This window comes from Candidatus Rhodoblastus alkanivorans, assembly GCF_022760755.1.
Classification (GTDB): Bacteria; Pseudomonadota; Alphaproteobacteria; order Rhizobiales; family Beijerinckiaceae; genus Rhodoblastus; species Rhodoblastus alkanivorans.
The window spans coordinates 12,216-37,915 of sequence record NZ_JAIVFP010000002.1; the positions used below are offsets into that span (position 1 = coordinate 12,216).

Genomic DNA, 25,700 nt, shown 5'->3' on the forward strand with positions numbered 1-25,700 from the left:
AGGGATACAATTCGAGAGACGGCAGATTTCAGATTTGAGTACGATGACCGCGCAACTTGTCTCGACCACGAACCGATCGGCCGGCCAGAGGCTTGAATTTGGTGTATACGCCACGTCGCCACGCATTGGCTTTCAATTTAACAACGGCGCCGCTATTCCGAGTCCGCTTTGACGCTCGGCACGTCCGATGAACCCGCTTCCTCGGCCGAAGGCCGACAGCGCCGAACAATTTAAATAATGCTGTGGAGAGCGACTTGAGCGATTCAGAAGACGGCGAGAAACCAAAGCAAGTTTTCCAGTTTATTCGGGGCTCCGAGTCTGACGGGCGCGAATATGATTGGGCGGAAGGAGCGGAGATCGTCCGCAAAGCTCTCGCAGAATCCCTTAACGCAAAGAATGTAGCATTCTTGCTGGGCGCTGGATGTTCATCGCTACGTGTTAATGGGGCAGAGGTTGGGATTCCGACCATGGCCCCGCTTGCTGAAGAATTTACGAAAAAGTTGGAGGAAGACGTCCCTGGCTTGCCAACGGCTAAAGAACGCCAGGCACTGATTGATCGGCTCGGCATTGATATTGGCGCCGACGAATATGCCCGCAACCTCGAACGTCTCATGGAATTGCTCCACAGCTTGCGCTTCTCTCTGGGACGGAGTTCGCTTGAGGCGGCGAAGAGGGACCTGGAAATCGTCGAATCGATCATCGCAAAAGTGCAGGGCTTCCTCTGGGAAAAATGCACACAAGGAAAATTCGCCGAAGGCGACCGGAGTGTCCTGAATCTGTATGAGACTTTTTACAGAAAACTCGTTCTCCGCGATCGTTCACTGCCCCGTCCTTGGATATTCACGACCAATTACGATCTTTTCAACGAGACGGCGATGGACAGGCTCGGCCTGCCGTATGCGAATGGATTCTCCGGCGTTGTTGAGCGCCGGTTCAATCCGGCGACCTTTCGATATGCTCTTGCGGAACAGCTCGATCTGACCAGCCGCAAATGGTCGGCCGTTGATGGTTTTGTCTATCTCTGCAAAATCCATGGTTCGATCAGTTGGACCGAGGACGATCACGGGCTTTATCCGATCAGGGAGGCGGCAGCCTCCAACGAGCCCGGGAAAGTGATGATTTATCCCACGCCCGCAAAACAGAACGCCAGCCTCGGATCGCCCTACGCTGACCTTTTTCGTGAATTCCAATCGCGGGTCGTACGCGAGCAGAGCGTGCTGTTCACGATGGGCTACGCATTCGGCGACGAGCACATTAACAACATCATTTATCAGGCGCTGACGATCCCCACCTTTCGGTTGGTGATCTTTGTTGACCCGACGCTGAAAGGCGAGATTGAGAAACTCAAGGCGTTGAGGGATCCGCGGATCTGGATCATTGGTGGCGACGGGCCCCAAGCTGGTCGCAAGGCGCACTATTTTGACACGATCATCGAACAGTTCCTGCCGCAGCGCCCGAGTGAACGCATTGACGATGCGATCCGGAAGGTTCTGGAAGCGATGTCTCCTCCTCGAAAGAGGGAGGAGGCAGAATGAGTCGGGATGATCGTAAACGCGCCATCGGTAAGGTCGTCTCCGTTGCGGCCGATCGATTCGTCGTCGAGATGCACGCCGGTACCGACAACTTCACCGTCGTTGGCTTCGATGACGTTCATTACGTCGCTCGGCTCGGCTCATTTCTGATGCTTCCGGTTCAAACCGAATATGTGGTCGCGGAAGTTGTTGGTCTACGCGAGCAGGATGTGAGCCGCCCTGGTCGTGGCGACGGGGAGATGGACAAAGCGTCATCTGCGAAATTTCTGGACGTTGTCCCCGTTGGAATGTTGCCGCAGGACCGCCGGGAGAAATTTCGATTCGGCGTGTCCGTGTTTCCGTCCCTATACGCGGACGCGCTCTACGCGCTGGATGCGGAACTCGATCGTGTGTTCGAAACGGATGTCCCGAGTGAGCCCGCGCCAAAGAGGGGAGACGATCCGCCAATTCCGCCCGAGGCGACGCGTTTTCGCGCGCTATCGATCGGCAGGTCTGTCATCTTCGACGGCTACGACGTCAAAGTTCGTATTGATGACTTCTTTGGCGGGCATACTGCGGTTCTCGGAAACACCGGCAGCGGCAAGTCCTGCACGGTAGCGTCTGTGCTGCAATCCTTGTTTGACAAAGCCGATGAACACCATGCCCGCGGTGCAACCTTCGTCGTCTTCGATGTCAACGGTGAATATGCCAAGGCGCTGACGCCCCTGGCCAATGGGAGCGGGATTGGTGTTGCTCATATTGTGCTTGATGGTTCGTCGGCGAACGGGCGTTTCCGATTGCCTCATTGGTTCCTTGAGCAGTCGGAATGGGAGTTGCTTCTCCAGGCGAGCGAGCGGACCCAAGTACCAATTCTGCGCATGGCGCTCGGGCTCTCGACACTATTCTCAGGCGGGAACACGCGCGAGTTGAACGGCATCAAGAACCATATCTTGGCCACTTGCTTAAGCCAGATCCTTCGGGATGACTCGGGAAGTCCGTCCAAGCATGATCGGATGGTGGGGCTTCTACAACGATTCAATACGGTCGAGATCAACAACCGGATAATCGCCCAATACATCCGGATCAATTATGGCCAAATGGCAAATCCTGAGGGGCTGACCTCCTACCTGCTCGGTGGCGCTCAAGGTGGAGGGTTCATTATCGACGGGCTGAAGCTTCCCGCCTACGAGAGTCTTCCGTTCGAGTTTTCCGCGCTGGGTGAGGCACTCGACCTTGCGATTCTCTATGAGGAGGCGCACGGAAACAGGCAAATTCGCGACTATTGTTCCCAGTTGTTGACACGGTTTAAATCGTTGGAGGAGCGCCAAGAATACGCGTTTCTTAGGCAAGATCTTCAGGCTGACGGCAATAATCCGTCTATCGCCTCATTCCTGGAGCGCCTTCTAGGCTTGTCGCGAAACGGCGCCGGCTGGGTGAAGCAGAACCAGATCGTGATCATCGATATGAACGCGGTCGAGGACGAAGTCGTGGAACTGGTGGCTTCGGTTTTGGCGCGGATGGCATTCCGCTTGCTCCGCCAGGCTGATCCACGCAACCGCTTTCCCATCCACTTGTTGCTCGAAGAGGCGCATCGCTACATCGCTTCCACGCCGTCACGTTATGCAATCGACGCAAGCCGCGTCTTTGAGCGCATCGCCAAAGAGGGCCGTAAATACGGGCTGTTCCTGCTCGTTGCCTCTCAAAGACCGAGTGAACTGTCAAAGACCGTGCTGTCGCAGTGCTCAAATTTCGTAATCCACCGCATCCAGAACCCTGACGATCTCTCGCACATTCGGCAGATGACCCCGTTTATTTCGGATGCGGTCTTGAAGCGCCTGCCATCCTTGCCCAAGCAACATGCGCTGGTATTCGGAACATCGGTGAATCTGCCGACGACGTTCAGGGTGCGCGACGCCCATCCGCTTCCCGCGAGCGATGATGCAAAAATCCGGGATCTTTGGTTCCATGAAGAAGGACGCACGGCTCAGGTCTGCATCGCAGCACCGCCTGTTAACGGCGCCGATGGCGGCGTGGTCGGCTGATGACGGGTGAACCAGATCTCGAAAAATTTGCCGCTGCTCTGGAGAAAAGCCCAGACTATAAAGTTTTGCGGCGCCTTCAGCCGCGCGCGCCGATCGAAGGGTTTCCTGGCGTTGAAACTCGCGCCGGCCTTTTTGTCGATGTGGAGACGACAGGCCTCAATCCAGAACTGGATGAGATAGTTGAGTTAGCGATGGTGCCGTTCAGATATGCCCTGGACGGCACTGTGGTTCAGGTGCTCGACCCATTCGACCGTCTTCGTGAACCGTCCACGCCAATCCCTCCCGAAATAACGGCACTTACAGGCATAACCGCCGAAATGGTGTCTGGAAAAGAAATCGACCTAGCCGAGGTCGTCAAATTTGCTGCGCCAGCCGCTTTGGTTATCGCCCACAATGCTGCCTTTGATCGTCGCTTTTTGGAGCGGTTCTGCCCGATGTTTTCGACCAAGCCATGGGCTTGTTCTATGGCAGAGGTTGATTGGGCAGCCGAGGGATTCGAAGGGACGAAGCTTCCCTACCTCGCTATGGCGCAGGGCTTTTTCTATGATCGACACCGAGCAGCCAACGACTGTCTAGCGGCAATTGAGGTCTTGGCGCGCGAGCTTCCTCGCGCTCGTGTCCCAGCTTTGGCAAAATTACTTGAACGTGCACGCCAGCCAACGTGGCGCATTTGGGCGGAAAACTCCCCATTTGAATGCAAGGATTTTTTGAAAGCACGTGGCTACCGGTGGAACGGCGAAGAGAACGGTCGACCAAGAGCGTGGTACATTGACGTCTCAGACGTTCAAAAGGATGCAGAACTCGTCTATATGCAGCGGGAGATTTATCGATACGAGGTCGAGCTCAACCCCGTCCGCGTGACGGCTTATGATCGGTATTCTGACCGGGTCTAGCGTTGGGGATCGATGATGATGCGACGCGAGCACATCTGTCGTTATGCCGGAACACTACAGCGCCGGCACCCAAATCGCTGCGATAGCCAAATGTGATCTTGCTCGGCGAACAGTGATAGCCTGAATGTCCATCGCCCCGAATTCGGTACGCTCCGATGAAGCCCTCCTTCGATGCAACGCCGCCCAAAGATACGCTCGTCGGCGCGGTCGAGCGGGTCACGTTTCACAATGAGGACACCGGCTTCGCTGTTTTGAAAGTGAAGGCGCGGGGGCAGCGCGACCTTGTGCCGGTCGTCGGCCACGCCGCGTCGATTTCGGCTGGCGAATTCATCCACGCCGTCGGCGTCTGGATCACCGACCGAACCCACGGGCTGCAATTCAAGGCGGATTTCCTCAAGACTACGCCGCCGACGACGGCCGAGGGGATTGAGAAATACCTCGGCTCCGGCATGGTGCGCGGCATCGGCCCGAAGCTCGCCGAGCGGATCGTCGCCGTATTCGGCGCGGCGACGTTCGAAATCATCGAGGCGAGCCCGGAGAAGCTGAGGGACGTTTCGGGCATAGGCGAGTTCCGCGCCGGAAAAATCGCCGCCGGCTGGGCCGAGCAAAAGGCCGTCCGCGACATCATGCTCTTCCTGCACTCCAACGGCGTTGGCACGTCGCGGGCGGTCCGCATCTTCAAGACTTATGGACACGACGCAATCCAGGTCATGACCGAGGATCCCTATCGGCTCGCGCGCGACATCCGCGGCATCGGGTTTCGCACCGCCGACGCCATCGCCATGAAGCTCGGCATGACGCGCGAAGCGCCGCAAAGGGTGCGCGCTGGCGTCTCCTTCGCGCTGCAGGAAGCGACCGACGAGGGCCATTGCGGTCTGCCGGCGGAGGACCTCATCAAACTGGCGACGACGCTGCTCGAAGTCGACGCCGGCGTCGTCGACGCGGCCCTGGCCCATGAGATCGCCGGCAGCGAGGTCGTTGCGGACACGATCGAGGGGCGATCCTGCATCTTCCTGCGCGGGCTGTATCTCGCCGAGCGCGGCATCGCCGAACGCCTGCTTGCGTTGGCGCGGGGCGAGCCGCCATGGCCGGCGATCGAAGCCGACAAGGCTGTTCCGTGGGTCGAGAAAAAGACCGGCAAGACACTGGCGGCGTCGCAGCGCGCCGCGATCGCGATGGTGCTCCGGTCAAAGACGGCCGTAGTCACGGGCGGACCCGGCGTCGGCAAAACGACGCTGCTCGACGCCATCCTGCGCATCGTCCTCGCCAAGGGAACGAAGATCCTGCTCGCGGCGCCGACCGGCCGCGCCGCCAAGCGAATGTCCGAGCAGACCGGCATCGAAGCCAAGACTATCCACCGGCTGCTTGAGACCGATCCCAAGAAGGGCGGGTTCAAACGCAACGCCGAGAACCAGCTTGATTGCGATCTTCTCGTCGTCGACGAGACCAGCATGCTCGATGCCTCGCTGATGTTCGCCCTGGTGAAGGCCATTCCCCCGAAGGCGGCCCTGCTGTTGGTCGGCGACGTCGACCAATTGCCGTCGGTCGGTCCGGGGCAGGTGCTTGCCGACGTCATCAATTCCGGCGCCGTCGCGGTCGCCCGGTTGACCGAGGTGTTCCGGCAAGCCGCCGAGAGCCGGATCGTCGTCAATGCGCATCGCATCAATCGCGGCGAAATGCCGGAATGGACCAAGCCGGGCGAAGACTCCGACTTCTTCTTCGTCGAGGCAGCTGATCCCGAGGATGGCGCCGCGAAGGTGGTCGAGATCGTCCGCGACAGAATTCCCCGACGCTTCGGCCTCGATCCGGTCCGCGACATTCAGGTGCTGTGCCCGATGCAGCGCGGGGCCCTTGGCGCGCGGGCGCTCAACGCCGATCTCCAGAACGCCCTAAATCCGAACATGGGCGAGAAAATCGAGCGTTTCGGCTCGGCCTTCGCTCCGGGCGACAAGGTCATGCAGACCGAAAACGACTACGACCGCGAGGTGTTCAACGGCGATCTCGGCAGGGTCCGGCGCATCGACCAGACCGACGGTGTTCTGATCGCCGACTTCGACGGGCGCGAGGTCGAATATCCGTTCGGTGAACTCGACGCGCTCGTTCCCGCCTACGCGACGACGATTCACAAGTCGCAGGGGTCGGAATATCCCGCCGTGGTGATCACGCTGGCGAAACAGCACTACACAATGCTCGCCAGGAACCTGGTCTATACCGCCGTCACCCGGGGCAAGCGCCTCGTCGTCATCGTCGGACAGCGCAAGGCGCTCGCCATCGCCGTCCGCAGCCATGGGTCGCGACGACGTTGGACGAAACTGCGCGAATGGCTGACGGGGAACGGGGCGGCGGCATGATTGACGCCACACGCTTTCGTTCGAAACGCATACGAAAACGACCTCCTCCTAAATTCAGCGCCAGAAACTGAGGTTTGCGCAAAAAATATCTCCAACCAAAACCAACTGCCTGCGCGAGCGCAGTTACACGACCGTTTGATAGCCGCGCCGACGCTTCGCCGAGATCAGACGCTTGATGCAATCGAAGGCGTCGTCGGCGCTGTCGCAAAGCTCCAATCGAATTCGGCCCTGACAGCCGATACGACCCCAGCGGCGCACGACCGCCCAGGTCCCAAATAGCGAGGGCTCAAGCGAGACTTCGTAGAACCTCGCCATGTTCCGCGTCGGGTCGATCCGGCGCAGGTGCACAGCTTCCGAGAATTTGCGCGTAGCGATCTTCAAGTCTGCTGGGGACATGTCGAAGAGTCGCAAAGCGCCGACTCCGCGTCCAATTGGAAATTTGAATCAAAGCGCGTCGATTGATTCACGCGCTCGATCGGAGCTCGCCCACTTCCGGCGATGGCGTGCGGCACGGCATCGATCTGCAAGAGGGGCTGGCGCTCCGGATCAACTAAGCGCCGCTTTACTGTAACCTCATTCGCAGCTACCTGACGTTCCTGATCACCAAGCACGAACGCCTTAGCCGGCGCGCGGCGTAGACGTTGGAGGGCGCGTGAGCGGCAAAGCCCCAAAGAACCAGACAGAATACGACCTCGAGACCGCGATCTCCGCTGCGATCGAAGTCGCATTTCCGCGCTTGGGCGCGTCAAACATCAAGCATCAAATCGAATTCACGATCCGCCTCGGACACGCCACGATCACCGCCAAAGGGCGCGAAAGTTGGATCAAGCGTGGCCGCGCCGACATACTCCTGACCTTGGGCGACAAGCCGCTGGCCATACTGGAGCTCAAAAAGCGCGACGTATCGCTGTCGGCGAATGACGGCGAACAGGGCCTCTCCTATGCGCGGCTGCTACCCGTCATGGCGCCCTTCGTCGTTGTAACCAACGGCGAGGAAACACGGATCATCGAAACCTTCTCGGGTCAGCCCTATCAGGGGGAATCGCCGGACGCGAAAACCTTCGAGGTTTTCATGGCCTCGGCGGCGAAAGTGGCCGCAGGCGATCGCGATGACGCAATCGCGACGCTGATGGGAACGGATCCGCAGGTTTGGACGAGCGCCGTAGGCGTCGCTTCGGCCAGGGCCATCGACGAGCTCACCGCCACGACAGATCATCCTCTGCGCCCCTTCGGTCCGTTGAAGGTTCCTCGCCTGGCGACTCTGCGCGTCGCTTCCAAGTTACGCACCGCTCGACTGGTGCTGGTGTCCGGCCCGCCTCTCGTCGGAAAGACGAACGTCCTCGAACAGCTCATTCGTGGGATCAATCCGCAGGTGGCCGGCGGCCTGTTCCTCGAATGCGGGGCGAGCGAAGTCTTTCGACAGATCGCCGACCTACTGGCCGACACGCTCGACTGGCCCGTGGATCCGGAGACGGCACGCAACTGGGTGCGCCAGGTTTCCCGCGCCGGCGGACCAATTCTCGTTCTCGCCATCGACCGTCTCGATCCGGAAGATCGCGACGATGTTCGGACGATCGAAGACCTCACATCGAACACGTTCGGTCCCGCCTTGCGCGTGGTTGTCGGCCTGGACGAGGACGCCACCCGGCGCGTGCTGACAAGCGCCGATGGCCGCAGGGAGTCACCCATCGGCCGCCGGGCCACGATCGTAGAAGTCGCCGACCTTGCGGAGCCGGAATATGTCAAAGCGCTCGAAGCCCTGGCTGAGCTGCACATGGGCATCATGGACGGCGGGCAGCACAGCCCCGACCTGCGCCGTCCCTGGCTCCTGCAAGCCATGGCAACACGTCTATCGGGGATCAAGCGCGAGGGCGTCGGCGTATTTCCGGCGGTGCCCGGGCTGGAAATCGTCGCCCAGGCCCGCGCCAACTTCGCCGATCCCGAGTTGCGACGGCGATACCGTGGGCTCGCTCACGCAATCACCGCAGACGCCCAAGATCAGAGCAAGCCCTACGCCATGGCGCTCGAACTTATGGGACGGTACTTCGTCCGGCGCGCGACGCTGGAGGGCATCCTACCGGCCTCGGACGTCGAGTGGCTCCTCAAGCAGGGTTACCTCACCCCTTCGATTGCCGATGGGAACATCCCCGTCGTGACCGTCGCCCTCCCCGAGCTTCTGGCGAGCGAACTCGCGCGCCATCTTTCCGTTGAGCTGCGGGAAATGGTGGAAGACGGTCCCGTCGAGGCCGCCGAGTGGCTTGCGGGCGCAGCCAGCAATTTTCTGTTCGGCGACATCGTCGCCGCTCAAGCCGTTCTCGACCTCAGCTCGGGCAACGGCGGCGTTCCCTGGGCCCTCTATGATGCGCTGGCGAATATGACACCGGTCCGGGAGGCCGCTCAGGCCGGACAGCATCTTACGACCTGGGTCGAGGGTGTCGGTTCGATCGATATCCGACCGCAGGAAGACGGTTCAACGATCCTGACGATCAACGGCGAAGATCATACCGTGGAGGATGACGGCGATGAGCCCAGCTCCTTCGCGAATATACACGGATGGCTGATCCTCTCGCAGTTAGCCTCCCGCCGGTTTGTGGTCGAGGGAAATGGCAGCCAACTACGGCTCGACCCTGAAGTTCTGCTGCTGGTCGGAACCGCGGATTTCGTCCTGCGGCAGCCGCGCAACGACATCCTGATGGACTCGGTGCCGGTTCACGACTCCGACGAAGGCGGCCAGTTCGTTTGCCATAACGCCGGCATCGTTGAGACGGTGACGCAATCGATCCTGAAATACCTGTCGAACGAACCTCGCGAGGATCGCGACGCGTTCGTGTCGACGGCGATGGATATCGACAACGTCTATTTGATGGCCCGGCTCGATATCGCCCTGCGAATGTTGACGCGGTCCACCGATGCCGATCTGGCCGCATGGGCGGTTGAGGTGCTGACCAACACTGTTCGCCCAGCTTTCCTGCGCCATGTGGACGAACACTAAATGCAGGATTTTAGCCATTCGCATCGCTTCGGCGACCGCGAGGCCGCGTTTCCATATACATGCCGCGACGACCAGGCTTGCAACGGCTCCGGTCTTGACCCATGCGAACTGTCGCCCAAGGACCTGCGAACACGTGAAATCTAGATGCCGGACACTCATATCGACACGATCAAGGTCAAGGCGTGGAACTTCCATTGAGTGGCGTTCTAACCCGCTCGCACGGCCGCGTTCCGAAGCGGCCGAAGGCCGTGTGACAGACGACTGTGACAAGAGCCGGCCGACACCGATCCTCGGCGAACGTTTAAGATATTGATATTACGTTATTATTTGTTGCGTGTCGGCAGACGCAAAAATGGAGACGCCGTACTGAAGTATCGTTATAAATAGCGGAGTGTGACAACGAGGGCGCGCCGCATGAGTACCGTAGAATCGATGCTGCTTTTGGACGGGCCCGCCCTTTCGTCGGACATCGCCCGCAAACTGGTCGCGCAAGGGTGCTCGGCCGACGTCGCACGGCAAAGGATCAGCCGCGCCGGGCCCAATGTGCGCCGGCTGAAGGGACTGGTTTTTCCGCGCAACGCCCGTTTCCTCTATCACGCCAAGCATGAGGGCACCGAGCAATACTGGACTGCCCTGGCCCGCCATATTCGCGAGGCCAGCCCGGCATACGGACCCGCGCTCGCCGCGCTTCAGGCGCGCGATGGCGTCGTGCCGCTCGACCAGTTCGGGATCATCAGCGGTTCGCCGATCCGTCAGAAGGGCCAGGTCTCCAGCGACACGGTCCTGCAACGCCTCGAAGCCGTCCATCTCGTCGAGCGCGGCGAGCTGCAGGGTGTCGGACCCGTCGTCTCCCTTCGCGCTGACGGGCGCCTAGGCCATCCGAATTTCCAGCGGCTGCGCGCCCGCCTTGTCGTCGAAAAGATGCTGCTCCTGGCATTGCGCGACTGGGCCCGACGCTTGGGCGTCGCAAGCTATGACAAGATCGAAATCCGGGGAGAGACCGATCGCCTGCCGACGTTCGGCACGTTCAACTGGGACCTATGCGGCCCGTCCTACATGGTGCCGATCGTCCGCCGTCAAAAGGATGCGCCGCCAAAGCCCGGGTTCCTCGTGGGCGACGTCATCGCCGGCGCGGCCGTCGACGAACATGCTGTCGCGGCCTTCATCCGCAAATTTAGCCTGTCATCCTACCTGAAAAACCTCTCGCCGTTCATGCCCGTGCTCATGGCGGACGGGTATACCCAGGAGGCGTTCAACCTCGGACGCGCGCACGGGATAATGTTGGCGACCCCTAAGAACCTGTTCGGGCGCGACGTCGCCGTCGGGCTCGCGACCTTGCTTGAAACCCTGAGCAAGGCGGCCGCGGTCGCGGTCGCCAAGCCAGAGGTCATCGGCGAGCTGTTCGACAAGCTGAGCAGCATCGACGGGGCGGACCGGAACCTGCGCGGCTCTCTCTTCGAGCTCGTCGTCGGCCATGTCGTGCAAGCCCGCCACGGCGGATCGATTGATATCAATCACCTAATCCGATACGACACCTTCAAGGCGGAGATCGATGTTCGCAGGGTCGTCGCCGGCGAGGTCTGGATCTACGAGTGCAAGGGCTATCAGCCCGACCATCTGATCGATGCGCCGGAAATCGAGGCATGGCTGACCGAAAAGGTTCCTGGCGTCTACCGCGCCACGAAGGGCGAGGACCGCTTCAACACTTCCATGGTGCATTTCGAATTCTGGACCAGCGGCGGCTTCACCGACGCAGCGATCGCGGCGCTCGAGACGGCACGCGACAAAACGAAACGCTATGTCATTGGTTGGAAGACCGGCAAAGAGGTCCGGAACGAACTGGCGAGGCTGTCGTCCTCCGGCATGACGGCGATGTTCGATCAACATTTCCTCAAGCACCCGATCGCCGGATTCGACCGCCGCCACGATGGAGCCGGTGCCCTCGCCGGCATCGGCATCGATGCGACCGTTGCGGCCGATCCCATCGAGCCATCTGTGCCCGCCCCGCCGAAGCGCCAGTCGCCTCAGGAGATCCGCGCTGAGGTTCAGGCCGCCAAGGCCTACGAGCGCTCCGCTTACGCTGCCGAGTGACCGGCGGCGCTAGAGCGAGACGAGCTCCGGTGAGGTTTTCGTTCAGCTCGGCATCGACATGGACGTCGCATTGCGCCGTTACGTCGATCCTAACATCGACCAATCCTTCTCCGCAGCGCTTCGGTCACACGATCGTTCAACGGTGTTTTACGCAGCAAGCAGACATCGCGGATGTCTGAAACGGGGTCAGAATGGGTCGAAGCGCCTATGACGGCTATCCGCCGACCCGGGCCATTTCCGGAGGCGATGTCGACGTACGCCAAGGGTCCGAGTCTGAACACCATATATGGCTCCAGGGGCGCCAACCGGATAGGCAAGGTTCAATCGAACGAGCGGTGGCCTGCAGATCCGCGAAGACCGGCCGCCAAATGCTGCACTGCAATATATCCTTTGACAAATTGTGCAGTGCAACATAACTTAACTGCGTGAGGCGCGGCCCTGCCGGCCTCATCGCCCTCCTTGGGCGTTTCCTCCCTAGACTTAGGCCGTTGGCGTCACAGCCGACGGTCCTTTTTTGGCTCATCCCGGGCTCACAAAATGCCCCAGGCGCGATAGCGCCGCCGCCCGGTGAGCTCGCGCAGCCCCAGCTCGGCGATAAGATTCTGCCCCGCCCGCGCCGAAACTCTGAGCTCCTGCGCCAGCAGCTCCGCGGTGACGATCGGCCGGGCGAGAGCCAGATCCAACGCCTGCGGCAGATGCGAATTCCCCCTCCTGCCCTGCAACTTGCCCGCGCGTCCGGCGCGGGCGAGCAGCCAGCGGTCATGATCCTTCTGGCCTTTTTCGGCGGCGGCCAGAACCGCCGCCAGCCAGAACAGGATTTTGGCGACCGGATCGGCTGGTTTGAGCCGCAGCCGCGGGACCGCGCGGGCGCCGGAATTCACGCACAACAGATGGCTGCGCGTTTTTCCACGGTCACGCAACAGGGCGGCGGCGAGCAGGCGGCCGAGCCAGGGCGCATGTTGCAGCGGCTCGATGTCGTCCCACAAAGCCGCGGTCAAAGCCGCCGCCAGCACCGGCGGCAGGCCGGAAGTGAATTCCACCGCCTCCCGCCATTGCGCGAGCCGCTCGTCCTCGTCCCAGTCAAGATCGTAGACCAGTGGATCGCGTTCCTCTCGGTCGATCGCCGGCTTGCGTTCGAGCGCGCGCGTCGTGCGGTCGAGCGCGGCGTCAAGCGCCGCCAGTTCGGGGCCAAGCGGATCGTCGCGATCGGAAAAAGGCTCATCGTCGAAAGCCCCCTCCCCTTCCGGCTCATCGCTGTTCTTCGGCTTCGCCACCTCTTCCTGGGGTCATCGCAGAATCTTCCCAAAATCCTACGCTAAGGATTTGATCCCGTTTCAAACCCCGGCGCGAGCTTGAGAAACGAACCTCGACACGGTCGCGCGATGGATTTTGAACAGGCGGGCGATTTCGGCGGCGGTCTTGCGGCCGGACGCCACGGCTTCGACGATCTCCTTTTGCTGTTCGGCCGTTATTTTGGGTTTGCGGCCGGGGACGCGGCCCTTGGCTCTCGCCTCGCGCAAGCCGGCGCGCGTGCGCTCTCGGATCATCGCCCGTTCGAATTCAGCGAAGGAGCCGAGCATCTGCATCAACATGCGGCCGGCCGGGCCGGATGTGTCGATCGCCTCGGTCAACGATCGGAATTTCGCGCCGGCGGCGTCGACCCGTTCGAGGATGGCGAGCAGGTCCTTGAGCGAGCGGGACAGGCGGTCGAGTTTCCAAACGACGAGGGTGTCGCCGGGGCGCAGTTGGTCGAGCAGCCGATGCAGCTCGGGCCGATCCCACCGTCCGCCGGACGCCGTTTCCTCGAACACCTTGACGCATTCCGCGTCTTTGAGCGCGCGAATTTGCGGAGCGGTGTCCTGATCGTCTGATTTGGAGACGCGCGCGTAGCCGAGAAGCATGGGCGTTACTTTTTTCTGTTGCCAATCACCAGTATTTGGCAACAGAATTGCGCGTAGCGCAAGCTATTGAATTGTCGTGACGCGCCGAGCGGTCGCGCAAACGGTCGTTTGCGCGACGAGAGAGCGCCATGAAGAAACACGAAATCCTCTCGCCGCAATCTCGCGCGGCGCTGTTCGACCCGCCGACGGAGCCGATGGCGATTGTCCGGCACTACACATACTCAGTCGCGGACCTGGCGCTGATTCGGCGACGCCGCCGCGACGCGAATCGGCTGGGGTTCGCTGTTCACCTTGCCTATTTGAGGTTCCCTGGCCGCGCCCTTGGCGCCGAAGAAAGTCCGCCGCCTAACATGCTTTCTTTCGTCGCGTCGCAGATCGGGAGCGAACCAACATCGTTCGCCGCATACGCGCGGCGTAGCGAAACCCGCTGGGAGCATCTCGGCGAACTTCAGGCGCATCTCGGGGTGCGCTCTTTCAGACGTGAGGACTACCGCGCTGTAGCGGAGATCGCTCTCGCCGAGGCAATCGGCACGGATCGCGGCGATGAGATCGTCGCCGCGATGATCGAACATATTCGAAGCCGGAGCATTTTGCTGCCGGCGCCGACAATATTTGAACGAATTGCCTTGGCCGCCCGCGCTCGCGCGCGAAAACGCGCGCACAAGAATCTCGTCGAAGGTTTGGCGCAAGAGACGATTGCCGGACTGGAGGCGCTGATCGCCGTCGACGACGAGCGGGATCGAACGCCGCTCGCGTGGCTGCGCGAATGGCCGGAAGCGCCGACCCTGCGGAATCTGGCCGGAATAATCGAACGCCTGCACGCCGTTCGAAAACTCGGCGTCGGACAAGATCGCGAGCAACGAATTCACCAGGCGCGCTATGCGGCGCTCGCCCGGGAAACGGTCATTCTCAGCGCGCAGCATCTTTCACGCTTCGATGCGCCGCGCCGATTGGCGACGCTGGTCGTGTTCGCGCGCGAAATGGAGGCGGTCCTCACGGACGCCGCCATCAGCATGTTCGACAAAATGCTCGGCGGCGTATTCCGCCGCGCCGATCGCGTGCACAAAGAGAACGTCGTCGATCGGGCGAAGACGCTCGACGCGTCGACGCGAGCCCTGATCGGCATGGCGAAAGCCATGTTGGCCGCCAAAGCGTCCGGAGTGGACCAGGTCGCGGCGGTGGAGCGCGCGATAGGCTGGGAACGCCTGAAAACTCTGGTCGCCGAGGCCGACAAGACGGTCGCGGATTCGCGCGACGACAATCTGAGCGAGATCGTCGAGCGCTATCCGACGGTGCGACGCATGGTTTCGATCCTCCTCGGCGCCTTCGTCTTCCGCTCCTGGAAACCGGGGGATCCTTTGCTTGCGGCGCTCGACGTGTTGCGCGGGCTCCATGCGACCGGCGCGAGAAATCTGCCGCCGCGCGCTCCGACGGCGTTTCTGAAACCGGCGTGGCGCAAGCTCGTCGGCGTCGGCGTCGGCGCCGCCGCCGATCGCCGGACCTACGAGGTCGCGGTCATGACAACGCTGCGCGATCGCCTGCGCTCGGGCGATATCTGGGTCGAAGGCAGCCGCGCGTACCGCGCTTTCGACGATTTTCTCCTGCCGCCCGACACATTCGCGACGCGGCGCCAAGGCGACGAATTAGGCCTCGCCGTCGCCGATCGCTTCGACGACTGGCGCGCCGAACGCATCGGTCTCCTCCACTCCCGGCTCCGGGAAATCGACGCGCTGGCGGCGGCCGGCGAGCTGCCCGAGGCGACGCTCACCGAAGAGGGGCTTTCGATCAGCCCGATCCGCAAGGACGAAACCGACGCGACCGATCGCGTCGCACGGCGGCTCTACGCCATGTTGCCGCGCTTGCGCGTCACCGAGCTTCTCGCCGAAGTGCATGGCTGGACCGGTTTCGCCGAGCGGTTCAGCCATCTGCGCACGGGCGCGCCGCCCGAAGACAGCCGGGCGTTGATGACGGCTCTACTCGCCGACGCCACCAATCTCGGACTCGCCCGAATGGCCCACAGCTCCAAGGTGTTCAGCCATTCGAAGCTGCTCTGGATCGCGGAATGGCATGTCCGCGACGAAACCTATCAGGCGGCGCTGGCCTGTCTGGTCGACACCATCCATGCGCAGCCGTTCACGAAAATCTGGGGCGACGGCGACACGTCGTCCTCCGACGGCCAATTCTTCAGGGCCGGCGGGCATGGCGAGGCCCGCGCCGATTACAACGCCAAATACGGCTCGGAACCGGGCGTGAAATTCTACACGCATGTCTCCGACCGCTATGCGCCGTTCCACACCAGGGTCATCGCCGCCAACGCTAGCGAGGCCGCGCATATTCTCGACGGCCTGCTGCATCACGAATGTTCGCTCGACATCCGCGAGCATTACACCGACACGGCCGGCGCGATCGATCATGTGTTCGGCCTGTGCCATCTCACCGGGTTTCGGTTCGCGCCGCGCATCCGCGATCTCGCCGACCGCCGCCTCTATGTCGCTGACGCCCGCGCGGCCTACGCCGCGCTGACCCCGATGATCGGCGGAACCGTGGATTTCAGGGTCATCGGCGAGAACTGGGACGAAACCTTGCGCCTCGCGGCGTCGATCAAGGCCGGAACCGTCGCGCCGTCGGTCTTGATGCGGCGGCTCGCGGCCTATCCCAAACAGAATGCGCTGGCGAAAACGCTCCGGGAGATCGGGCGCCTGGAGCGCACCCTCTTCACCCTCGACTGGATCAGCGATCCGGCGCTGCGGCGGCGGGCGAACGCCGGCCTCAACAAGGGCGAGGCGCGCAACGCCCTCGCCAGGGCGGTGTTCTTTCATCGCCTCGGCGAAATCCGCGACCGCACCTTCGAAAATCAGAAATACCGGGCGTCCGGCCTAAATCTCGCCGTCGCCGCCGTGATCCTCTGGAACACCGTCTATCTCGGCCGCGCCGTCGACGAGTTGCGCTCCCGGGGCGAGGCCGTCAGCGACGATCTGCTGGCCCACGTCGCCCCGCTCGGCTGGGAGCACATCGCCTTCAACGGCGATTACGTCTGGCCGACGGAGCCCCTGCAAAACGGCTTCCGCCCCCTCCGAGACCCGCGCTCAGCATTCCTCGACGCGGCTTAGCGTAGGATTTTGGGAAGATTCTGCGATGACCCCTTCCTCGCCGGCGGCGCCAAAGCCGCCGCTGCGCAGAGCGACGAGGCCGTCGGGCGACAGCGCCCAGCCCGGCGCCATGGAGAGGATTCGCCGGCGCGCGCCGAGCACGCGGGCGGCGCGGATAAGCTCCGCCGTCGGCGCGCGCGCGTCCATTCGCGCGTCGTGCAGCACGAGGTCTTCAAGATGCGCCAGCTCGCCGTCAAACCACAGGCTGGCGCAGGCGTCGGAAAAATGGCTGCGTTCGATCCAGCCTTGCCGGATCGGGCTCGCCCGCAGCCGCTCGTCGAGCCGGGCGAGCGAGTCCTCGGCTTGCGCCAGGGGCGCGTAGATTCGCTCCCAATCGAGCCTTTCGACGATTCTTTGGTCGGCTTTCAAGCGCCTGTGATTCCTGCAAATAATTCGTTATAGCGAAGCTAACATGATCTTGTCTTCTGTCATAGGCGCAACTGTTTGGCGCGCCATCTCACTATCGATAAGGATAGCTTATCGATAGTGTTGACGCATACCCTTTAAAGCCGCAAAATGGGGGTCAAAACCGCCCGCACGCCGCGGGAGCGCCCAGAGAGAGCCTTCGCCATGGACCCGACCCGCCGCCCGATCGCGCGCGCCAAACAGGCCGCCGAGGACCGCCGCGCGCTCGAGCTCGACGCGCTCGACGCGATCCTGCCGATGGACCGGCGCGACGCCCTCGCTGGGCTTCTGACCGACGACGACGTCGCGACCCTCAAACATCTGGCGGGCGAAGGGATCGGCGAGAACAGCCTCCGCGCGCTCGCCTCCGACCTCGCCTATCTCGAAGCCTGGTCTCTGGCCGCGACTGGCGCCCCCCTGCCCTGGCCGGCGCCGGAATCGCAGGCTTTGAAATTCGTCGCGCATCATTTGTGGGACCCGCAAAAACGCGAGGCCGACGCCTTGCATGGCATGCCGGCCGCGGTCGAAGCAAGCTTGCGCGACAAGGGGCATTTGCGGAGCCTGGGTCCGCACGCGCCCGCCACCGTCAAGCGGCGGCTGGCCCATTGGGGCACTTTGCATCGCTGGCGCGGCTTTGACGGGCCCTTTGCCGCCCCGACCCTGCGGGCGGCGCTACGCCTCGCCGTGCGCGCCTCGGCGCGGCCGCGCGGGCGCAAAAGCCAAAAAGCGGTGACGCGCGACGTACTCGACCAGCTCATCGCCGTCTGCGACTGGAACCGTCTCGTCGATTTTCGCGACAAGGCGTTATTGCTGACCGCCTTTGCTTCCGGTGGCCGCCGCCGCAGCGAAATCGCCCGCCTGCGGCTCGAGCAGATTTTTGTCGAGCCGCCCGTCCCGCTCGATCCCGCCGATCCGCGCTCCGAAGCCCTGCCCTGCCTGTCGATCGTGCTCGGCCGAACCAAAACCGGCTCGGCCGACGAGGAGACGCGCGTGCTGCTGATCGGGCCGCCGGTTCTGGCGCTGCAGGCATGGATCGCCAAAGCGGGGATCGCGAAAGGCGCGGTGTTTCGCGCCATCGACCGTTGGGGGACGCTGCAGGACAAGGCGTTGACGCCGCAGGCGGTAACTCTGATCGTCAAGGCGCGCTGCGCCCAGGCCGGGCTCGATCCTTCCGCGTTTAGCGCCCATGGCCTGCGCTCCGGCTTTTTGACCGAGGCGGCGCGGCGCGGCGTGCCTCTGCCCGAAGCCATGCGCCAGTCGCAGCACCGCTCGGTGCAGCAGGCGGCGCGCTATTACAACGACGCCGAAGCGCGGCTCGGCGCCGCGGCGCGGCTGCTGGTGTGACGGAAGCATTCTTGGACCAAGCTTCCTTGGACAACGCTGGCCAAATGCCTATATAATAGCGGCAAATGGCATCGGAGATCCCATGATCGCGCCCGAAAAAACCGCAGAAATCGTTGGGGGCCCTAAAATGGTCGGCGTTGAAGTCCGCAGCGGCTTTGATCTCGCGCGGGCGGTGCGACGCGGCTTGCCGGTCGGCGCCGCCCAGCACGTATTGGACAGCGGCAGGCTGACCCCCGCCGAAATGGATAAAGTCGTCCTGCCACGCAGGACCTTAGCCAATCGACGCAAGATCGGCACATTGACCGCCGAGCAATCCGACCGGCTGATCCGCGCCGCTCGCTTGCTCGCCCACGCCGAGGAAACTTTCGGCTCCACCGAAAAGGCCGGACTCTGGCTGCGCCGTCCGACAAAGGCGTTAGGCGGCGAGCGGCCGCTTGATCTTCTCGACACGGAGGAAGGCGCCCGCGAGGTCGAAGTCCTGCTTGGCCGCATCGGTCACGGGATCGCCGCCTGATGCAGGCGTGGCGGCTCTGCCGCGCGCCTTTCAGCGATCTGTCCGGCGAGGGCGCCCGGCTTTATGGCGGACGATGGAATTCGCCAGGAAGCGCTATGGTCTATGCCGCCGGCGAGCCCGCGCTTGCGGTACTGGAAGTGCGCGTTCATCTCGATCTGCCGCCCGAACTGATTCCGGACGATTACGTCCTGATGAAACTGGATTTGTCCGGCCTGGCGGTGGAACATCTCGCGTTGTTGCCCGCCGATCCGCGCGCTTTCGGCGATCAATGGCTGGAACAAAAGCGCAGCCCGATCCTACGCGTTCCATCATTCATTGTGCCCGACGCCCACAATCTGCTGCTCAACCCGACTCATCCCGAAGCGGCGAACGCCAAAATCGTCGGCGCGAACCCCTTCGCCTTTGATCCGCGGCTGTGGGCGCCGTTGTAAATCCGGCTCGTCAGGACAGCAGAAAATTGACGGCGTCCGCTAGGTTTTGGGCGACGAAGGTCGGCGGCGGATCAAGCTCTTTCTCCTGACCGGCTCGATATTTGCCGGTCTGGACCAGAATGCCCATCAACCCCGCCGCCCTCGCGCCGCCGACATCGGCTTCAACGTCGTCGCCGATCATCGCGACGTCCTCCGCCGCGCAGCCGAGGCTGTCAACGGCCAGAGCGAAAAACAACGACGACGGCTTGCCCAGCACCAAGGCTTTGCGGCTGGAGGCGTATTCCAGAGCGGCGACAAAGGCGCCGAGGTCGAGGCTCAATTCGCCGTCGCGATCGAGAAAATTGCGGTTGTTGGCCAGCGCCAGAAATTCGGCGCCGCCCAAGATTTTACGAAAGGCGTCGTTCAGTGTGTCATAGGTGAAATAGGTGCCGGCGTCGCCCAGGACGACCGCTTCCCTCCCCTGCTCCGGCAATCCGGCGAAATCCTCACGCAGGTCCGGATGCGCCACGAGAAACGGCGCCCAATTTTCCCGCAACAAAAACGCGCGCGCCGAAATCGCCGGGGTGAACACGTCGTCGATAGTGACCTGCAAGCCCATTTGCGCGAGATCCTCGACGATCCGGCGGCGCGGAACACGGGTCGTGTTGGTGACGAATTTCAGCGGAATGTTTTCGGCCCTTACCCGCGCGATCGCGTCAAGCGAGCCAGGCAAGGCTTTTCCCCGCACGTGAACCACGCCATCGAGATCGAGCAGTATCCCGCGGATCCGGCGCCGGCCCGAAACGGATGGTTGAAGCTCCGACATCATATTCCTCTCTGGGTCGCGTCCCGCCCGACGGCCAACTAAATTGGCCAGCCGTTTCATCCAGCGGATTTTCGTTCTCGCGCCGACTTGGCCAACTTGCCACGCAAAAGAGCCATCAACACCGGACCGATGGAAAACTCCTTTGCCCTCGCTTTGGCCGACAACGCGCGAAGATAGCCGCCCGGACTGCCGATCGCTTCGCCTTTCTGCAAGATCGCCGCGATAATCACCGCCGCATCGCCCGCCCCCATCGTTTCCTGGGCCTCACGCCAGGCGTCGGCCGAAATGCCCAGGGCGGCGCGCGCCAGGCCGGCCGTGGCGATCAGATCGCGCCACGAACCGATCCCGTCTTTGGCGTAGTCGGCGATGTCGGGGCAGGCGTCGAGCACCATGCCGAGAGGATAGGCTTTGGTCGCCGCGCTGACCCGTGACGTGTTGGCTCCCTCATTCTCTTGGGGTCTTTGGGGAGCGCTCGGTTCTGAAACAATTGAGCCCGGATCGTGGGCCCTGCCTTCTTGGAGGCCAGGTTCAAGATCAATAGGAGGGTTTGGTTTTGAATTGTGTATGTGGCGCTCAGTTTGAGACTCATTGGCGCTTATATTTTGAGAATTAATGTGGCTTTCCAACAGGCTGAGCACTTCGTTGGACAGCATCGCCAGCTCTTCGGCGACCGGCTCCAGTTCCTCGCGCGTCGCCGTGCGCGGAATGCGCACAACCATGCCGCGATAGAGCGCGTGAATTTCGGACCAGTCGGACGGGCCCTGCCCTCCTCGCCGCGTCGGCGCGCCTTCCTCAATGCCGGTCACGATCATTTTGGCGATATCGCGTCGACAGATCGTGATCTTCTCCCGGACGCGTTTGAGCGCCCTCTCCTCGGCGCGCACGGCTTCGGCGAGAGATTCAAATTCATCGGCGCGCGCGACCAGAGGCGAAAGATCGAACCCGAAGGCCATTTCAACCTCCCCTGCCCCGTCCTTGCGCGCATAGCGTTTGCCGTTGGGGCTGTCGCGGCGCACAATCAGTCCGGCTGTCAGGCGACATCTTGGGGTGAGAAATCGAATGCAACGAAATCAAGTGTTTAGGCTTCGCCATGATATTTATGAATATCCATCTAATTTGATAATCTGCGTTGACTTGGCCATCAATTGTGAGAATTTTGGTGCCGAACGTTAGAGCAAATTCGGTGGCCGGAATGAGCGACGATGAACGCGTCTTTGACGATGACGAAAAGCAGCGCGCATGGCTCGCGGGACTGGCGCGCGTTTTGGCTAATCCCGCCATGCTTCGGGATCTGCGCAGGGCGACCCTTCTGAGGGGCCAGCGAAACTTCGATAAATTCTGCCGCGAAGCGAAATTCGAACTGCCCGAGGCCGCCGACGCAAGCCATCAATAGTGAGAATGTTGCAGGACGAAATTCTCACTATTGATGGCCAAATCCCAAATAATCTTCATATTCTCATTCCAAGGTGGCTCCTGACAATCGGCACGACGCTCGGCGTGACGTCCACGTTGAGATAATCGTCGATTTGCGCGGCGTCGAAGCGGGTCGCCGCGACGCCGGGAAACAAGTGGCTGAGCAACCCGGCGCGGGTCTCGGCCAATTCATTGAGAACGAGCGATCCGCCGGCAAGCTCGGCGAGGATCGCCAGCAGCCCAGTCCCGGCCGAGGGCTCGAGGACAAGATCGACAGGCGTGATTGCGGCGGCGACGCGGGCGACGAGCCCGAGCGCGATCGGCGTCGAGAACTGCTGCAGCGTCTGGCTCTCTTCGGAGCGGCGCGTATGAGTGGGCAGAAGGCCGGCGATCTTGGTCAGCATCGCCAGCAGCGCCGCGGGCGAACCGGCGCGCGCCTGCATGGCGGGGCCGAATTTGCGCAGGAACAGCACTGTCGCCGCCTCGCAACCGTCATAGGCCATTTTCCAGTCCCAGGCGCCCTGGGCGTCGGAGCCGCCGAAGGCAGACTCCATCGCGGCGCGCAGTATTGGCGCGTCGACGCGCTTGCCGCGCTCGAGAGCGGCAAGAAGATTCTGCGCGGCGCCGAACAAAGCATCGGGGAACAGCGGGCCAGCTGGGATCGGCGCGGCGGCGAGCGTGGCAAGGCGAACGGGAGCATGGGTCATAGGGAACAGCCTCGGGAGAGTTTTTCGGAATCGAACCGGAGACCTCTCTCTCAAATCCCCCGGTTCATTCCCCTCACGGCCCTCCTCTTCCTCTCCTGGCGCGCCCCAAGAAAAAAGGCCCGACGCGATGAGGCGCCAGACCTGAGTCGCGTGGACTTTGGCTACGGCGCGCGGCTCACGCGGCGGCCGCTAAGGCGTAGACAAGGCGCCAGACTGGAAGAACGGCGCCGTCGGCTTCAACCGCGCGTCCCGTGGCGGCAAGCATTCCGGTCGCTGCAGCGACGGCGAAGAACTTTGACGTCGGATCGAGGACGACCTCGCCTATGCTGAGGGTTTCGGAGACGCCGAGTATGTTTCGCGTCAGGGATCCGAGAAGACCTCTGGTTTTCGATGCGATCTGGAGAGCGACGGCGCCATTGGCGGCGTAGCTGGTCTGATAGAGGCGCGCGTCATTGACAGCGCAGATGGCGATGGGACCAAGGTCGATGGCTTTCGGGTCAAGGCGCATTGGATATTTGCTCCGTTAAAATTCGAGGGACGCGTGCGTCGCGACGCGGCGCCGAATGCGAGTGATGTCGCGCGCATAGGGCTCGGGCGCACTGGGCTCGGGCGCTCTGAACTTGGGCGCTCTGAACTTGGGCGCGACATTGCTGGGGGAGGCTGTGTGGGCCGACTGGATGACGCGTGCTGGCGGTTTATTTTCCCGCCGAGCGTTTGGAACCGGCGCGGCCCTGTCGCCCTGTTCGACGGCGAGCGACCGGCGATAGCCAAAGTTCATCCAGGGTTCGAAGCGGATCGCGGAAAGCCAGTCAGCGACGGTCGGGATGATACCGCCGCAATCTTCCATAATGTGCTGCTCGCCGATGAGACGGACGGGCACATCTTTGCCGGCGGCGTTAGGAATGGTGACGCCGAACTGGCGTTCGCATTCGAAGATTCCCTGACTGTGGTGACGCAGGGCGCGGTGGCGCGCGTCCGCCCACATTTCCTTGGTGGCGTCGAACCATTGGTGGATCGCCAGGTAATCGTCCGGCGCGCCACCGAACCGACGAGCCGACGACTGGGCGTGGAAATGCGCATGGCTCATGGCTGCACCGAGGTCGCGGTGGCTTTGGCGACGGCGTCAAAGTCACCGATTGGAAGCGGATCGTTTTCGGCAAAACCCGTGTTGGTCACGGTCTCGTTCCAGTAAACGTCGCTGGAAAAGGTCTTGTTGGCGAGATCGAAGGTAAGCGTTCCGCCGCCACCATCCCCATCGTACCAATTGACGTCGGTGGCCTCGAGGTAGTCGTCGCCAAAATTCGAAAGGTCGGAGTAAAGCGTCGGATCGAGAGGGAGTTCGGGGTTCGTGCCAATGTCGTTAAGCTGTCCGGAGTCTCCGCAGCCTGAGAAGCAGAGAACGACCTCAGTGAAGCCGGCGGCCGCGAGGCGTGCGGCAAGGGCATTGCGGGTTTCGACAATTTCTGCGGGAATATCGGTCATGGCGAAGATCTTTCGGAGAATGTTTCGGGAGCGAACCGGAGACCTCTCTCTCAAATCCCTCGGTTCATTCCCCTCCCGGCCCTCCTCTTCCTCTCGGCGTTCATAAGAAAAGGTCCGGCGCGAGGCGCCAGACCCATCGATGCCGACCACGAATACCCCCGTCCTCAGCCGCGCGGTGGATCGAACAGCTGATAGGACCGGCTCTTAATGTTGGAAATCCGATAGAGGCCGCCGCTGTCCGGCGCGCGAAACAATACGGCGCCCCGACCGCGCGGATTAGCGACGACCTCCAGTCGTTCAAAACTCCGGCCGTTGGCAAAGCGCAAGACCTCGTCGAAGACGATCACCTGTCCGGCGCGCGGTCCCGGTTTGGCCGCCCGCGCGCGACGAGTGGCGAGATTCTCGCGGCAGCGCGCCCGCCAGTCCAGGGCGTATTTCGCGTCAATTGGCGTCAGCAGATCGAGGATCGACGCCGGGCAATCGCATTCGCAGGGGCCCGAAGATTCATCCATGTCCTTGTATCCGAAGATGTAGCCTTCCTTGTCGCGCGGGTTGTAACGAACGAGGCACACCACGGCGAAGACGTCGCGCTTGCCCGTGTCCGAGCGGATAAGTTCCACGGCGGCGTAATAAACGCGCATGCCAGCAAGCGCCGAGCGCAACACTTTCGACGTCACTTCGGGACGTGTGTAAGTGAATTGCGCGTCGAGATATTGCTTCGGTCCGGAATGGCCGTCGAGCGATTGCATGTAAAGCCAGCCCATAGCTGTCTCCTGTCGATGAGGGAATGAAAGCGGCGCGCGACCGAAAAGCCCCGCGCCGCGAAAGTGGAAATTTCGGGATTCAGGCGGCCAGGGCGAGCCGCAATTCGGCCTGGCGGATCGCAGTCAGGGCCGCCTTGAAGACGGTGGAGCTTTGCTCCTCGGCGAGATCCGTCAGGGCGACCACGCCAAAACAGGCGACGCGGATGTCCGTGTCCGAGACGGCGTCAGGCGCGAGCTTGGTCAGCGTCTCGTCGATAGCGATGAGGTTGGCGATCTCGTCGCGCACATTCTCTTCGCCTAGACGCAGCATCACATGGACGCCAAAGCCCGGCGCGCTCGCCAGCTGGCCATGTTCGGCCTAGTCGAGCAATTCGCAGAGAATATCCTCGGTGCTCTTGCCCTTGATGGCGTCGGCGGTGATGAGAATGGCCATGCCGCCAAAGCCGTCCGCCTGCATTTGCGAACAGGTGAAGGATGTAACGGCTGTGAGATAGCGCAGCGTCGAGGACCTGCGCACAATGTCCTGGAAGATGCATTCCCAGGACATGCCGCTGAAATCGATCTCGATGTCGCCATCCACAATGGACGCGCTCGTGAGGCGGTCGGCGACATAATCGCCGGCCGAGCTTTCCGCCTTTGCCGAAGCGTCGAATGCCACGCGAAGATCGGTGATTGGCAACCAGATCGTGGTTGCCGGACCATCGGCGGCGTTGAAGCTGATCGTTTCTCCATCCGACTCGGCGTAAAAAATATGGCTGAGCACGAGCCGTTCGAGCGGCGTGATGTCGGCGACTGGGATTTGTTGCTGAATGACGGTGGGGGAATAGAAATCGGCCATGACAGGTCTCCAGAAATGCGAAAGCCCGGCGCGACGGCCGGCATGTTTTGGATTGAAGGTGGAGTGA

The 25,700-nt window shown here is 62.1% G+C and carries 22 protein-coding genes and 2 pseudogenes; 11 read left to right on the top strand and 13 right to left on the bottom strand.

The features are described from left to right. Positions 1-254 precede the first annotated feature (254 nt). The 4 genes from K2U94_RS19325 to recD2 all read left to right on the top strand — a co-directional run bounded on the left by K2U94_RS19325 (position 255) and on the right by recD2 (position 6,797). On the top strand, positions 255-1,535 hold the full coding sequence (locus K2U94_RS19325) for an SIR2 family protein (protein WP_243068934.1): 1,281 nt from the start codon (positions 255-257) through the stop codon (positions 1,533-1,535). Continuing rightward, entirely contained in the window at positions 1,532-3,553 is a 2,022-nt protein-coding gene (locus tag K2U94_RS19330) for an ATP-binding protein (RefSeq protein ID WP_243068935.1), read from the top strand. The genes K2U94_RS19325 and K2U94_RS19330 overlap by 4 nt, the downstream gene beginning before the upstream one ends. Then, positions 3,553-4,446, top strand: coding sequence for a 3'-5' exonuclease (locus K2U94_RS19335; RefSeq protein WP_243068936.1), 894 nt, complete (start codon positions 3,553-3,555; stop codon positions 4,444-4,446). Before K2U94_RS19330 ends, K2U94_RS19335 begins: the two co-directional genes overlap by 1 nt. 155 nt (positions 4,447-4,601) lie before the next feature. After that, a complete protein-coding gene (recD2, locus tag K2U94_RS19340; protein WP_243068937.1) occupies positions 4,602-6,797 on the top strand; it encodes an SF1B family DNA helicase RecD2 in 2,196 nt (731 codons plus the stop codon). 123 nt (positions 6,798-6,920) lie between these two features. Here the strand turns inward: recD2 and K2U94_RS19345 are convergent, their stop codons facing one another. Beyond that, positions 6,921-7,193, bottom strand: coding sequence for a WGR domain-containing protein (locus K2U94_RS19345; RefSeq protein ID WP_243068938.1), 273 nt, complete (start codon positions 7,191-7,193; stop codon positions 6,921-6,923). A 256-nt stretch (positions 7,194-7,449) separates the two neighbouring features. Here K2U94_RS19345 and K2U94_RS19350 point away from each other — a divergent pair, with 256 nt between their 5' ends. Together K2U94_RS19350 and K2U94_RS19355 are read left to right on the top strand one after the other, a co-directional pair. Continuing rightward, a complete protein-coding gene (locus K2U94_RS19350) occupies positions 7,450-9,789 on the top strand; it encodes a type I restriction endonuclease (RefSeq protein ID WP_243068939.1) in 2,340 nt (779 codons plus the stop codon). A 543-nt stretch (positions 9,790-10,332) separates the two neighbouring features. Next, a complete protein-coding gene (locus tag K2U94_RS19355; protein WP_243068940.1) occupies positions 10,333-11,880 on the top strand; it encodes a hypothetical protein in 1,548 nt (515 codons plus the stop codon). A 530-nt stretch (positions 11,881-12,410) separates the two neighbouring features. Here K2U94_RS19355 and K2U94_RS19360 read toward each other — a convergent pair. Continuing rightward, positions 12,411-13,154 (bottom strand): RHE_PE00001 family protein, encoded by a 744-nt coding sequence (locus K2U94_RS19360; RefSeq protein WP_243068941.1) that lies wholly within the window; start codon positions 13,152-13,154, stop codon positions 12,411-12,413. A gap of 60 nt (positions 13,155-13,214) precedes the next feature. Then, positions 13,215-13,781 (bottom strand): recombinase family protein, encoded by a 567-nt coding sequence (locus tag K2U94_RS19365; protein ID WP_243068942.1) that lies wholly within the window; start codon positions 13,779-13,781, stop codon positions 13,215-13,217. 128 nt (positions 13,782-13,909) lie between these two features. On the opposite strand from K2U94_RS19365, the gene K2U94_RS19370 reads away from it, so the two are divergent. Then, positions 13,910-16,891, top strand: a complete 2,982-nt coding sequence (locus K2U94_RS19370) for a Tn3 family transposase (protein ID WP_243068943.1) — start codon at positions 13,910-13,912, stop codon at positions 16,889-16,891. Here K2U94_RS19370 and K2U94_RS19375 read toward each other — a convergent pair. Then, positions 16,868-17,299: a hypothetical protein gene (locus tag K2U94_RS19375; RefSeq protein ID WP_243068944.1), complete on the bottom strand. Its 432-nt coding sequence runs from the start codon at positions 17,297-17,299 to the stop codon at positions 16,868-16,870. The two genes, K2U94_RS19370 and K2U94_RS19375, sit on opposite strands and share 24 nt — an antisense overlap. A gap of 201 nt (positions 17,300-17,500) precedes the next feature. Here K2U94_RS19375 and K2U94_RS19380 point away from each other — a divergent pair, with 201 nt between their 5' ends. The 3 genes from K2U94_RS19380 (at position 17,501) to K2U94_RS19390 (ending at position 19,624) form a co-directional block, all read left to right on the top strand. After that, positions 17,501-18,679, top strand: coding sequence for a site-specific integrase (locus tag K2U94_RS19380; protein ID WP_243068945.1), 1,179 nt, complete (start codon positions 17,501-17,503; stop codon positions 18,677-18,679). 82 nt (positions 18,680-18,761) lie between these two features. Beyond that, positions 18,762-19,193 carry a type II RES/Xre toxin-antitoxin system antitoxin gene (parS, locus tag K2U94_RS19385; RefSeq protein ID WP_243068946.1) on the top strand — a complete coding sequence of 144 codons (432 nt, stop codon included), beginning with the start codon at positions 18,762-18,764 and terminating at the stop codon, positions 19,191-19,193. Continuing rightward, on the top strand, positions 19,193-19,624 hold the full coding sequence (locus K2U94_RS19390) for an RES family NAD+ phosphorylase (protein WP_243068947.1): 432 nt from the start codon (positions 19,193-19,195) through the stop codon (positions 19,622-19,624). The genes parS and K2U94_RS19390 overlap by 1 nt, the downstream gene beginning before the upstream one ends. Positions 19,625-19,634: 10 nt before the next feature. On the opposite strand, the gene K2U94_RS19395 is transcribed toward K2U94_RS19390, so the two are convergent. Together K2U94_RS19395 and repC are read right to left on the bottom strand one after the other, a co-directional pair. Continuing rightward, the gene (locus K2U94_RS19395; RefSeq protein WP_243068948.1) at positions 19,635-20,429 is read right to left on the bottom strand and encodes a TIGR01458 family HAD-type hydrolase; all 795 of its coding nucleotides are present in this window, start codon (positions 20,427-20,429) and stop codon (positions 19,635-19,637) included. Positions 20,430-20,485: 56 nt separating this feature from the next. Then, positions 20,486-21,457, bottom strand: a pseudogene (gene repC / locus K2U94_RS19400) (plasmid replication protein RepC); the annotation flags it as partial. A gap of 164 nt (positions 21,458-21,621) precedes the next feature. On the opposite strand from repC, the gene K2U94_RS19405 reads away from it, so the two are divergent. Next, positions 21,622-21,822, top strand: coding sequence for a hypothetical protein (locus tag K2U94_RS19405; protein ID WP_243068950.1), 201 nt, complete (start codon positions 21,622-21,624; stop codon positions 21,820-21,822). A gap of 91 nt (positions 21,823-21,913) precedes the next feature. Here K2U94_RS19405 and K2U94_RS19410 read toward each other — a convergent pair. The 7 genes and pseudogenes from K2U94_RS19410 to K2U94_RS19440 form a co-directional block, all read right to left on the bottom strand. Beyond that, positions 21,914-22,549: pseudogene (locus K2U94_RS19410) on the bottom strand (hypothetical protein); the annotation flags it as partial. A 175-nt stretch (positions 22,550-22,724) separates the two neighbouring features. Then, complete coding sequence (locus K2U94_RS19415) at positions 22,725-23,057, bottom strand: hypothetical protein (RefSeq protein WP_243068951.1); 333 nt, start codon at positions 23,055-23,057, stop codon at positions 22,725-22,727. Between the two features lie 15 nt (positions 23,058-23,072). Continuing rightward, a complete protein-coding gene (locus K2U94_RS19420; protein ID WP_243068952.1) occupies positions 23,073-23,636 on the bottom strand; it encodes a DUF6915 family protein in 564 nt (187 codons plus the stop codon). Next, positions 23,633-24,031: a DUF6878 family protein gene (locus tag K2U94_RS19425; protein ID WP_243068953.1), complete on the bottom strand. Its 399-nt coding sequence runs from the start codon at positions 24,029-24,031 to the stop codon at positions 23,633-23,635. The genes K2U94_RS19420 and K2U94_RS19425 overlap by 4 nt, the downstream gene beginning before the upstream one ends. Before the next feature lie 164 nt (positions 24,032-24,195). Next, entirely contained in the window at positions 24,196-24,795 is a 600-nt protein-coding gene (locus K2U94_RS19430; RefSeq protein WP_243068954.1) for a DUF6927 domain-containing protein, read from the bottom strand. A gap of 79 nt (positions 24,796-24,874) precedes the next feature. Further along, entirely contained in the window at positions 24,875-25,105 is a 231-nt protein-coding gene (locus K2U94_RS19435; protein WP_243068955.1) for a hypothetical protein, read from the bottom strand. 48 nt (positions 25,106-25,153) lie between these two features. Continuing rightward, a complete protein-coding gene (locus tag K2U94_RS19440; RefSeq protein WP_243068956.1) occupies positions 25,154-25,633 on the bottom strand; it encodes a hypothetical protein in 480 nt (159 codons plus the stop codon). Between the last annotated feature and the right edge of the window lie 67 nt (positions 25,634-25,700).